The following is an 11,121-nucleotide window of genomic DNA, read 5'->3' on the forward strand; positions in this document are numbered from 1 at the left end:
CTCCTCACGTCGACAACTACGACCGGTGTTGTTCGCCACCCGGCAGAAGGAATCCTCAAACACCTTCCGTATCCGCAAGCACCCCCGATGGCTCGCGCCTCAACGCTTACCCACTAGTGTTTGACCTCCAACCTCCCAGCTCTCCTGTAGTTGTCGACGTGAGGAGGCACTAGCTTTCCCGTCTGCAACTTTCTGACCGCGCGGAATGCGACCGCATGCCCAAGGGCCCGATAGCCTCATTCGCTCCGCCGCGAGCCTCCCACCAGCACCGAGGAAAGAACTTCGGCCTAGTTTCCCCCAACCCTACGCCCAACGGCGTACTTCCCCGGGATTATTTCCGCCTTCCCACCCCTTCCGGCACAGAACATGCATCTTCCGGCCTCGTTCCACCTCCGGACCCAAAACTAAAACCTTGAACCCAGAAAACAAAAAAAGGCGGGGCCGAAGCCCCGCCACTCAAAGATTAAAAAAGACTCACCCGACCAGACTAGGCCTGCTCTTCAGCTTCAGGAGCCTTGCCTTCTGCCTTCTTCACGGCAGGGGCCTTGGTGCTCTTTTTAGCCGCGGGCTTCTTCGCTGCCTTCTTCTCGTCGGAACCTGCCTCCGCCTTGACGCGGGAGGATTTCCGGACAACGCCGGACTTGGCAAGGGCCTTCTTGCGTTCGAGGTAGGCCTTGCGGCGGCGGCGCTTGATGATTTTGCTGTGCTGTTGTCCCATGATGTTCAGATTGAAAAACGGCAGTCAGCTTTCCACCGCCCCACGCAGGAAGCAAGACGAAAGTTACGCGAATGGTACTTGCCCTCCTGTTCCCCCCTGCCACCGGAATAAAAATGGTTGCGCAAACCGCTGTTCTCATTCACACTCAGGGTGTCGACGGGCTCGCAAGCCCGCGCATGTGACCGAAGTTGCCTCCCGCGCAACGGTTCTCCCGCCCCAAAAGCCGCAGTAAATGCGACCTCAAAGGTGCTTTTCGGCAGGAGCCAACCCTTGAAACGCCCGACTTCGTTCATTGATGGTTCTCTCTTTTAGGCATCCACCTGCGCCGGAAAGCCCGGCCTCCCACTCCCAATCCCAGCTTTATTTTTCCGCATGGCAGGCCACAACAAATGGTCGAAGGTCAAACATATCAAAGCCGTAGTCGACGCGAAACGCGGCAAGGTTTTCAGCAAGTTCAGCAAGGAACTCACCCTCGCGGCCAAGCTGGGCGGTTCAAATCCTGAACTGAACGCCCGGCTGCGCACCGCCATCCTCAATGCTCGCGCCATGAACATGCCCGGCGACAACATCGAACGCGCCATCAAAAAGGGCGCGGGCGAGCTTGGCGGCGTCTCGCTCGAGGAGATCGTGTACGAAGGCTACGGCCAGGGAGGTGTCGCCATGCTCATTGAGGTGGTCACCGACAACCGCAACCGCGCCGTGGCAGACATCCGCCTGATCATGAGCAAGCTGGGCGGAACCTTCGCCGATGCTGGCAGCGTGAGTTACCTGTTCCAGCGCCGGGGTGAAATCCGTCTGGACAAAGGAGCCCTCACAGAGGATGCTGCGATGGAGCTGGCACTGGAGTCCGGCGGTGAGGACATGGTGGATGGTGAGGATGACTGGGTCATCTACACAGCTCAAGACCAGCTTTTTGCCGTGGGCGGAGCTCTCCAGGCTAAAGGCGTCTCCCCACGCTCGCAGCAGCTTGTTTACCAGCCTTCCACCACGGTCACCCTCACGGATGTGACCACCGCACGCGCTTTCCTGAAACTCTACGACCAACTGGACGACTACGACGACACCCAGCATGTCCACGCGAACTTCGAGATCGCGGACGATGTCGCAGCCCAGCTCTCTGAGTGAGCCAGAGTTAGATTATCTCTTCGACGATACTTACAATGCCTGAAGACTTCCTTATGCACCCGCCTCTGGCTGACACGCTCTTCCCGTTGGCTCCAGATTCGGCGCGCGGCACTGGTGCGACTAAAAAGCGCGCTACCAAGAAAGCGGCCAAGTCCGCCGCCCGCAGCAGCTCCGCTGGCTCCCTGTTCTCTGACGAGCCCCAGAGTGCACCCACGGTCCCAGGCACGGCAAAGAAAGCCGCTGCCAAAAAGGCATCGAAGAAGGCCGCCAAGAAAGTCGCAGCCGAGAAACCTGCCCCCGCTCCTGCTCCTGTAGCTGCACCCGCTCCCGAGCCGACACCGGTCAAGGCATCCGCCAGCACCGCGAAGAAAGCCGCCAAAGGACGCACCACCGCTGGTCCTAGGGCGCCCAAGGCCCGCAGCGAAGCTCCTACTGCCACCTCAGCACCGGCTCCCGCTCCCGCTCCCGCCGCACCTGCACCAGTATCGGCACCGGCCCCGGCTCCGGCGGCTCCCGCCCCAGTTGCAGTCGTCGCCGCTCCCCAAGCAGCCGTTTCGGCACCAGCTCCGGCCCGTGGCCCCGCACCTGCTCTGGCTCCGGCACCCACCGAGTCTGCCCCAGTTTCTGAGGCTCCCCGCTATCCCCAGCGGCCGCAGCAGCCTCCCCAGGACTATTCCCGGAACCAGCAGTACGGACGTCGCCACCAGAGCAAATACCCCCAGCCGAGACATCAACAGCATGGCTCCTCACAAGGCGGCGGACAGGGTGGCGAAGGTCAATATCGTGAGAACGTCGGAGAATCCCAATCTCAAGGCGAAGGCCGCGAAGGGCAGTCCTACGCCCCCGGCCCCCATCCCGGCCAGGGCCAAGGCCACGGTCACGGGCAGGAACAGCGTGAGCATCGCCAAGGCGGCAAGTGGAACAAGCGTGAGCGGTTCAAGGATCGCTTCCGCAACAAGCCCCGTCACGGCCAGGAAGGCCAGGGACATCCCGGCGAAGCCCCCCAGCCCAGCCAGCCGCTCCCGGAACGCCCGCTGGGCCCACCGGAACCTTCTGAAGGCATCCTGGAAATGACGCCCAAAGGGTACGGCTTCCTCCGACAGAAGAGCCGCCTCTATGCCCAGTTCGCCCAGGACCCGTGGGTTTCCCCCGAGTTCATCCGCAATCTGGGCCTGCGCGAAGGCATGTTCGTCAAGGGCATCCATCGCGATGGACACCGTGGACCACAGGTCACGGAAATTACTGAGGTTAACGGGCTCGAACCTGAGAAGGTGCGCAATCTGCCCCTCTTTGAGGAACTCAAGGCCGTCAACCCGAACAAGCGCATCCAGCTTGAGACCCGCCCCGACCGTCTCACGACACGGATCATGGACCTGATCACCCCTGTGGGTCGCGGTCAGCGTGGTCTCATCGTGGCCCCGCCGCGTGCTGGCAAGACCACCCTGCTCCAGCACATCGCTGAGGCCGTGGTGCAGAACCATCCGCAGATGCACCTCATGATTCTGCTGGTGGACGAGCGTCCAGAAGAAGTCACCGAGTTCCGCCGGGCTCTGCCAACCGCAGAAATTCACGCCAGCTCCAACGACAGCGACATGAAGAGCCACCTGCGCACGGCTCTCTTCGCCATCGAGCGCGCCAAGCGTCTTGTCGAGGCTGGCCAGCACGTCTTCATGCTGCTGGATTCCATCACCCGCATGGGCCGTGCTTTCAACAACGCCCAGAAACACGGTGCTACCATGAGCGGTGGTGTGGGCGTAGGTGCCCTGGAGGTGCCCCGCCGCCTCTTCGCCGCCGCCCGCAATACTCGCGATGCTGGCTCCCTCACCATCCTGGCCACCACGCTGATCGAGACGAACAGCCGCATGGATGAGCTCATCTTCCAGGAGTTCAAAGGCACGGGCAACCTCGAGTTGGTGCTCGATCGCAAGATCGCCGAGCAATACATCTACCCGGCCGTGAACATCTTCCGCTCCGGCACCCGCCGTGAAGAACTGCTCCTGCCAGCCTTCCAGATGGAAAAAGTGCACCTGCTGCGCCGCGGCCTGGCAGGCCACAAGCCCATGGAGGCCATCCAGCGCGTCATCTCCCTCATGGAGCGCTTCCCGAACAACGCCCAGATGCTCGTGGAACTGCCCGGACGAACCTCCTAGGGCCGACCGATAGAGATTACATTTTCCCGCAGAGAAGCCGCTGATCCCATTCAGCGGCTTCTTTTTTTGTGCCCGGGGCGGGACCACCGATGGCCCCGCAAGTCGCCCCACCCACAAAAGTTCGATGCATTAACGCCCTCTCCCACGATTCCCTGTAGACAACGCACGCTCCCCAAATCCCCAACCAACATTCAACGCCACCCGCCATCGAATGTCGGACCTTGCCCAAGGGCCTATCCCTTGACCCTTATCCCTTTCCCCTCTCCCCCAGCCCATGCCTGCTACCAAACGCCCTCTCGATGTGGATGTGGACGTCCTTCCGCCTGACGGGAAGGGCCGCGCGCCCGTCGGTCGCGACGGCGACAATGCCTCCGAGATCTCCCGCATCATCGCCCGCTGGATGGATGACTTCATCCGCATTCCTGGCACGAACTTCCGCGTGGGGCTGGACCCCATCATCGGCCTCGTCCCCGGCCTGGGCGACCTGCTGGCCTCCAGCGTCGGCCTCGTGCTCGTGACCGAGGGCATCCGCAGCGGCCTGCCCATCTCCGTGCTCATCCGCATGGGAGCCAACGTCTTGATCAACGACGCCATCGGCACCATTCCCGGCATTGGTGACCTGTTCTCGGTCTGGTTCAAATCCAACACCCGCAACCTCCGCCTGCTCAACCGGTGGAAGACCGGCGACCGCACCGTACGCCGCAGCAGCCGCTGGTTCCTCATTGGGTTTATTGGCGTGTGGTTCGTCCTGTTGATGTTCTGGATCTTCGTCTGGTTCCTCGTCGCCCGCGCCCTCTGGGCCGTCATATTCCAAAGCTAAGTCGGGCGGCGGCCCACCTGAGAGCATTCCCCTATCCCTTACCCCTCTCCCCTTCTCAAAGCGATTGCCTTCCGCCAAACTTTGCGGCACAACGAGGGGTGTCAGTTCGCACTTCCAACCTCCCCATTGAAGCCATCCGCAATCCGCTCGTCGGATGGTTCAACCGCACGTCCACGAGGGCCAATGCCGTGGTGAAGGCCCCTACGGGTTCCGGGAAGTCCACTCAAGTGCCGCAGATGCTGCTGGACCATGATCTGGCCGGGGAAAAACGCATCGTCGTGCTGCAGCCCCGCCGCATTGCCGCGCGCATGCTGGCCGCCCGTGTGGCTTCAGAGCGCGGCGTAAGATTGGGGGAGGAAGTCGGCTATCAGGTGCGGTTTGAAAATGTCAGCAGCGCCCGCACCCGCATTCTGTTTGTGACGGAAGGCGTGATGCTCCGCCATCTGCTGGACGATCCCACTCTCAGCAAGGTGGGCTGTCTGGTGATCGACGAATTCCACGAGCGTCATCTGGATGGCGATCTCTGCCTCGCCTGGGCTCGGGCCATCCAGGCCGTGCACCGGCCAGACCTGCGCATCATTGTGATGTCCGCCACCATCACGCCCGAGCCGCTGCGGGAGTTCATGGACCCATGTGAGATCTTCGATTCCGAAGGACGTACCTTCCCGGTCAGCATCTCCTACCAGGCTTCGCAACGCGACAAGCGCGGGTTCGAGGAAGCCATCTGGGACCAGGCCGCCCGTGCGGCGGAGGATCTGGTCACCACCCGTGGCGTGCAGGATGACATCCTCATTTTCATGCCGGGCGGTCACGAGATTCGCAAGACCATTTCCGCCCTCCAGGGGCGCAGCTTTGCCCGCGGCTACCGTATTCTCCCGCTGCATGGGGAACTGCCTCCCCAGCAGCAGGACGAGGTGCTCCAGCCCGGTCAGGGTCGCCGCATCATCGTGAGCACCAACGTGGCGGAGACCTCCCTCACCATCGAGGGCGTGCGTGCTGTCATCGACAGCGGGCTGGCCCGCATCTCCTCTTACGATGCCCGCCGTGGGATCAACACCCTCACGGTGCAGAAGATCAGCCGCGCCAGTGCCGAGCAGCGCTCCGGTCGCGCCGGTCGTCTGGGTCCCGGCATGGGCGTCCGCCTCTGGGCGGAGCGGGAACACCTGCACCGGGCGGAGAATGAACTGCCGGAAATCCGCCGGCTGGACCTGAGCGAGGCCTTTCTCACCCTCAAAGTCGTGACCAAGGCCGCGGGCATGACCTTCGACTGGTATGAATCTCCCACCGAGGAGTCCTCCAACCGCGCCACGGGATTGCTCGCCGCTCTCGGCGCCATTCAGGGTCCGGACGGTGCTTTGACCGAACTGGGGCGGAAGATGAGCGCCTTCCCGCTGCATCCCCGTTTCTCGCGCATGCTGATCACCGCTGCAGAGTTCAACTGCCTGGAGGACGCCGCCCTCTGCGCTGCCCTGGCACAGGGGCGTGACCTGCTCATGAAGCCCACGGAGCAGACCAAACGCAAGCAGGAGGAGTTCTTCCAGCGGGATGATCTGAGCGAATTCCAGGCGCTGATGCGGGCATTCGACAAGGCCGCCTCCACCAAGTTCTCGCCCGACGCCTGCGCGCCCTATGGCATTCACGCCCGTTCGGCCCATGACGCCATGCGCACCTACGAGCAGATCGGCGGACTCTGCCGACGCATGGGGCTGGCCAATCGAGCGCAGATGAACAATGAGGAAGTGCCCCCCGCCCGGGCGGAGGACCTCGCCCGCGTCATTCTCTCCGCCTTCTCAGACCACCTCGGTGTCGAGACCGCATCCGGTTCGCGGGTCTATGCCCTGGCCGCCGGCTACAAGGGCCACCTGGAAAAGGACGCCCACATCAAGCCCCCACCCCTGCTGGCTGCCGCCGAGATCGCGGAGATCCAGGGCAAGGCGTTGCAGGTGAAGCTGAACCTGGTGACGCGGATCGAGGAAACTTGGCTGCGGGAGCTCTTTCCTGGTGATATCACCTCCGGCTTCCATGTGGCGTATGATGCCATCAACAAACGCGTGATGAACCTGGAGCAGACGCGCTTCCGCGATCTGGTGCTGCACAGTCGCGAGCGCGGCGAGCCCAATCTAGGCCTGGCCGCCACCCTGCTGGCGGAGGAGATCGTGTCCAAGCGCCTGGACCTGCCCACCTGGACGGAGAAGACCGAGCAGTGGATCACCCGCCTCAACTGCCTGGCCGCCTGGATGCCGGAGATGGAACTGCCCACCATCAGCGAGGACGACCGCCGCCTGCTCATCGAGCAGATCTGCTATGGCGCCACCGCCTACCGCCAGATCAAGGACCGCACGCCCGATTCCGCCCTGCATGCCTGGCTCTCCGCCGCCCAGCGGGATATGCTAGATCGCTACGCGCCGGAGCGGGTGCAACTGGCCAGCGGACGCTCCGCGCGGGTGGAGTACCGCGACAATGCCCCGCCCCAGATGTCCGTGATCCTGCAGCACCTGTATGATACCAACGAAAATCCACGTATTGCTGGAGGCAAGGTCAGCGTGCTGGTGGAGATTCTTGCCCCCAGCCAGCGGCCGGTGCAGACGACAGGCGACCTCGGCAGCTTCTGGAAGACTAGCTACCAGGCGGTGAAAACCCAGTTGCGAGGCCGCTATCCGCGGCACGAGTGGCGATAGCACTTCCAGCCAGCACCCAGCTCTTTCCTTAACCCTTTTTCCCTCCCCAGACATCATGGTCGGCATTTTCCTCATCATCCTGCTCATCACCCTCGGCATCGCGCGCTTCGCCGCCAGCCGGTATGAAGACGCACTCAAGGCGGGCGCCATTCACACCGTGCCCGGAGGCCAAACGGCCTCCGAGGCCGCCCGGGAGTTCCTGGACGAGATGGGCGCCACGAACGTGACCATCATGGAGCACAATGCCCTGATCACGAACTACTACGACCCCAAGCGAAAGTGCCTCTTCCTTGACCGCGCCATCTCCGGTGGCACCGATGCCGGCTCCTGGGCTGTCGCCCTGCACGAGGCGGCCCATGCCACCCATGAGGGAGACGCCGCCAAGGCCTTCAACTGGCGGCAAGGCAACATCCGCCTCACCCGCTACGCCCCCACCCTGGTCGCCCTGGTGTGCATCATCCTCATGGTGCTCAAGCGCATGCCCGCCACCCGCGTCATGATGGTGTGCTCCGCCCTGTGCGCCCTCATCATGCTGGTGAACGTGCTCAGCATCCCCGTGGAGTTCAACGCCTCCCAGCGCGTCATGGCCTGGATCGAGCAGAAGCTCAAGCGCCACGCGTCCCTCATCGACGTCTTCGCCGTCATCCTCCCCCGCATCGCCTGGCGCGACACTGGTATTTTCCTGAAATCCCCCGCTTATTTCTTCTACGGCATGCTGCCCGTGGGCGGGAAACTGCGGCCCAATCAGAAGACACCGCCGAAGAAATGAGTCAGAGGTGATGGAATGGGAGTTTCGGGTTAACCACAGAGGCACAGAGAGCACAGAGGAATGAATTCTTGAGGAGTAGCGGCATGACCTCGGTTGAAATTCAAGCATCCGCCAATCAGCTGGGCTGGCCTGGCGAACATTTTTCGTTTCTCGCTGAATCCTGCAGACCGTCCGTTGATATCCACCCTACTTCCGCGAAACCCAGACCGGCAGAGTCACGATTCGGAGGTACTCCCTATGTAGCACCGGGCTTCACATGGCCTACGCATGCCAACGGGCGATATCGTTTTCTCGGGCAGGTAAACTTTGAACAGTTGCGCCCGGCGTCCAGACTTTTGCCCAGCTCCGGGCTGCTCTCTCTTTTCTACGCGGATGACGACAATGGGGAGATCTCCTGGCAGGACGCCGACTATGTCGTTGGCTACTACTGGCAGGATCTATCGCATCACTCTCTGGTTCCCGCACCGGGCATGATTCCGGTCAATCCTGAAACTGCATTTGAGCTTGTACCAAGCTTGAATGTTCCTCGTCACAGGGAATTGCGGAATGATTGGCCTTTTGAAGAGGCCGCAGACATGGCCTGGGACCTCTCGCTTGAGGTGAATGCTGAACACTATCTTCTGGGATACCCCTCTTATTGCACTCTCGCATACGACCCAACACCGGGCCCGGAGTGGATCCATCTACTGAATCTCTCATCAAGCTCAGAATTGAATTGGTGCTGGCACGATGGCGACCGGCTCATGATTTTCATTCAAGCCAACCGACTCAAGAGTCTGGACTTCAGCATCCTCAAGTGCGACGCAGGCTAACGTGAACCAGCCAACGCCGCCCGTCAAAATCCAAGAAACCGCGCCGTCGAGCGTCCTGATCAGTATGAAGATGCTCGCATCAACTGTTGTTGCCATCGCCTGTCTCCTGATTTCCGGTCAAGGGCCTGCGTTCGGCGGGCAGGCGCTTTTCGCGCCCATCAAGGACTTTTTGGATCGGGCGGGGCTTGTAGTTGTGGTGGATGTCAAGAAGGTCACAGAAGTCACCGTTCCCACTGGCGACGACCAAGCCTCCAAGATCTACGTCGCGGAGGCTGAGGTGTTACAGACACTGAAGTCAGACGTGTCTCCAACACCCAACAAACGAAAGATCGCCATCGTTGGATCAACGATTCCCATGAGCTCCGCTGTCTGGACACCGATTGAAAGCGGGCGTTACCTGGCATTTCTCAATTCAGAGCAGGGACACTATCGATACAGTGAAAAGTACGACTTGCGTCCAATCATTGACGGCAAGGTTGACTGGATCGACAAGAAGCCCAACGGCACCTTCGAGTTGCTGAAGCTTGATATTGAAGAAGCTATCAAGAAGATCCAGAACGAACAAAGCAGTTCGAGCACTCCCGCTCATGCGGGCGGCTGACCTCGTCTTCAAAGTACAGCCATCTTCCTCAGCGACATACAATCAACATAGGGCCAAGCTGGTCACGTTAGCCCCCCCTGCGCGAAAACTTTAGCGACAAAGACCGCACACGTTATGGCATGGCCCAAAAGAGGAACGAGGAAGCTCCTGATCGATCAAATCGAGTGGTTGTACCACTATGTCGCTCATTGCATTTTTTGCAGTGAAGACTGCATCACAGTCGGTCGGAATGGAAGGCCACACTACTTGTATCTGGTCACCTTCTCGCACCATTTCGATCACACACCTGGTCATGTCGTCGCTTCGATCCGCTGGGCCATAGCATCCGGCTGGTCTGCTGAGAATGGCCCTGATCGCGGCTTGACCGCCATCAATGACGGGTTCGCCTGGCTGCCCCCTGGTCACCGTCATTTCACTGACAAGCCTGCCGATAACTCTCTGATCTAGCATGACTGCCATTTGGATGGGACTGTCGTGCAGTTTCAACGAAGGCGCTGACCATATACGGCTTAAGTGAGAAGATCCCCTTGCACCACTCAATGCCGTGCCCGACGTTTCGTGACGACTCTCCATTAAGCCCCACCCCATGTCTCTCCCCAGCTCCAGGGCGTTTGAATTGAAGACACCAGATGGGTCCTTCGAGTACACCGTTTCGATCGGTGACGATAATGCCGATGGCTGGCTGGTGAAAAGCATCGTTGTCCAGCGATGGGATCATCCGGGATCACTTCTGATCGTGGCAGACATTCCTCAACTGCCACATTGGAAAAACAGCCCCAAGCCGCCAAAATCCAAAGATCACCGGGTCATGAAACCGGCATTCATCGGACGCGTCATCCACAAGGCGATTGAGTTCGGTTGGGACACGGCTGCGAAGGCCGGACAATTCCACATGTCGCTGCGCGAACATCCCGTGTCCTGATCACAGTTCTACTGCGTTTCGATTTACTCAGAGGACCAAGTTGCAGGCGGGCATCTCATATCGATCCATGAACCTCCCGCTCCAGCCCAGCAAAGAAGAAATGAAGGCTCTGATTCAGGCAGAATTCGCAGCGGCGACTTACATCCCACTCCAGGAGGCTCTTGCTCCTTATTTGATAGAGCCTTTCTCACGCATGTTGGTGTGGCCCTACGCAAAGCTGCCGACCACATTCCCCTACTGGATCATCGCGAACTTCGCCCCCCATCGCCCTGGATTAACGCTCGCCTACTCTACTCACGGTCACGGCACGCGGGGCGATTCCTGGGGCATTGTACGCGACAGTGACGACTCATGCGGCGGTGACGACTCATGCGGCGGTGACGACTCATGCGGCGGTGACGACTCGTGGTTCATCTGCCTCGAGGACGCATTTATAAACTCAGGCATGTGCACTCAACCGTTGCCACCAAACTATGAGATACGCTGACAGGATGTCGCCACCTAGACAACTTGTGGCAGCGCTACT

The 11,121-nt window shown here is 60.7% G+C and carries 9 protein-coding genes; 8 read left to right on the forward strand and 1 reads right to left on the reverse strand.

Features of this window, described 5'->3' with window-relative positions; translation table 11 throughout:
• Positions 1-487: 487 nt before the first annotated feature.
• Entirely contained in the window at positions 488-718 is a 231-nt protein-coding gene (locus BV106_RS25970; protein WP_009962694.1) for a hypothetical protein, read from the reverse strand.
• A 372-nt stretch (positions 719-1,090) separates the two neighbouring features.
• On the opposite strand from BV106_RS25970, the gene BV106_RS25975 reads away from it, so the two are divergent.
• The 8 genes from BV106_RS25975 (at position 1,091) to BV106_RS26015 (ending at position 10,595) form a co-directional block, all read left to right on the forward strand.
• Positions 1,091-1,843, forward strand: a complete 753-nt coding sequence (locus BV106_RS25975) for a YebC/PmpR family DNA-binding transcriptional regulator (RefSeq protein ID WP_038169598.1) — start codon at positions 1,091-1,093, stop codon at positions 1,841-1,843.
• Between the two features lie 53 nt (positions 1,844-1,896).
• A complete protein-coding gene (gene rho, locus BV106_RS36270) occupies positions 1,897-3,993 on the forward strand; it encodes a transcription termination factor Rho (RefSeq protein WP_051946344.1) in 2,097 nt (698 codons plus the stop codon).
• A 274-nt stretch (positions 3,994-4,267) separates the two neighbouring features.
• The gene (locus BV106_RS25985) at positions 4,268-4,813 is read left to right on the forward strand and encodes a DUF4112 domain-containing protein (protein ID WP_051946345.1); all 546 of its coding nucleotides are present in this window, start codon (positions 4,268-4,270) and stop codon (positions 4,811-4,813) included.
• 98 nt (positions 4,814-4,911) lie between these two features.
• The gene (hrpB, locus tag BV106_RS25990; RefSeq protein ID WP_051946346.1) at positions 4,912-7,491 is read left to right on the forward strand and encodes an ATP-dependent helicase HrpB; all 2,580 of its coding nucleotides are present in this window, start codon (positions 4,912-4,914) and stop codon (positions 7,489-7,491) included.
• Positions 7,492-7,546: 55 nt separating this feature from the next.
• Entirely contained in the window at positions 7,547-8,260 is a 714-nt protein-coding gene (locus BV106_RS25995) for a zinc metallopeptidase (RefSeq protein WP_038169600.1), read from the forward strand.
• An 83-nt stretch (positions 8,261-8,343) separates the two neighbouring features.
• Entirely contained in the window at positions 8,344-9,072 is a 729-nt protein-coding gene (locus tag BV106_RS26000; RefSeq protein WP_081892285.1) for a DUF1963 domain-containing protein, read from the forward strand.
• Between the two features lie 64 nt (positions 9,073-9,136).
• Positions 9,137-9,673, forward strand: coding sequence for a hypothetical protein (locus BV106_RS26005; protein ID WP_038169602.1), 537 nt, complete (start codon positions 9,137-9,139; stop codon positions 9,671-9,673).
• 586 nt (positions 9,674-10,259) lie between these two features.
• Complete coding sequence (locus tag BV106_RS26015; RefSeq protein WP_038169606.1) at positions 10,260-10,595, forward strand: hypothetical protein; 336 nt, start codon at positions 10,260-10,262, stop codon at positions 10,593-10,595.
• Positions 10,596-11,121 lie beyond the last annotated feature (526 nt).

Origin of the sequence: Verrucomicrobium sp. BvORR106 (assembly GCF_000739655.1) — a bacterium.
In the GTDB taxonomy this organism is placed as follows: Bacteria; Verrucomicrobiota; Verrucomicrobiia; order Verrucomicrobiales; family Verrucomicrobiaceae; genus Verrucomicrobium.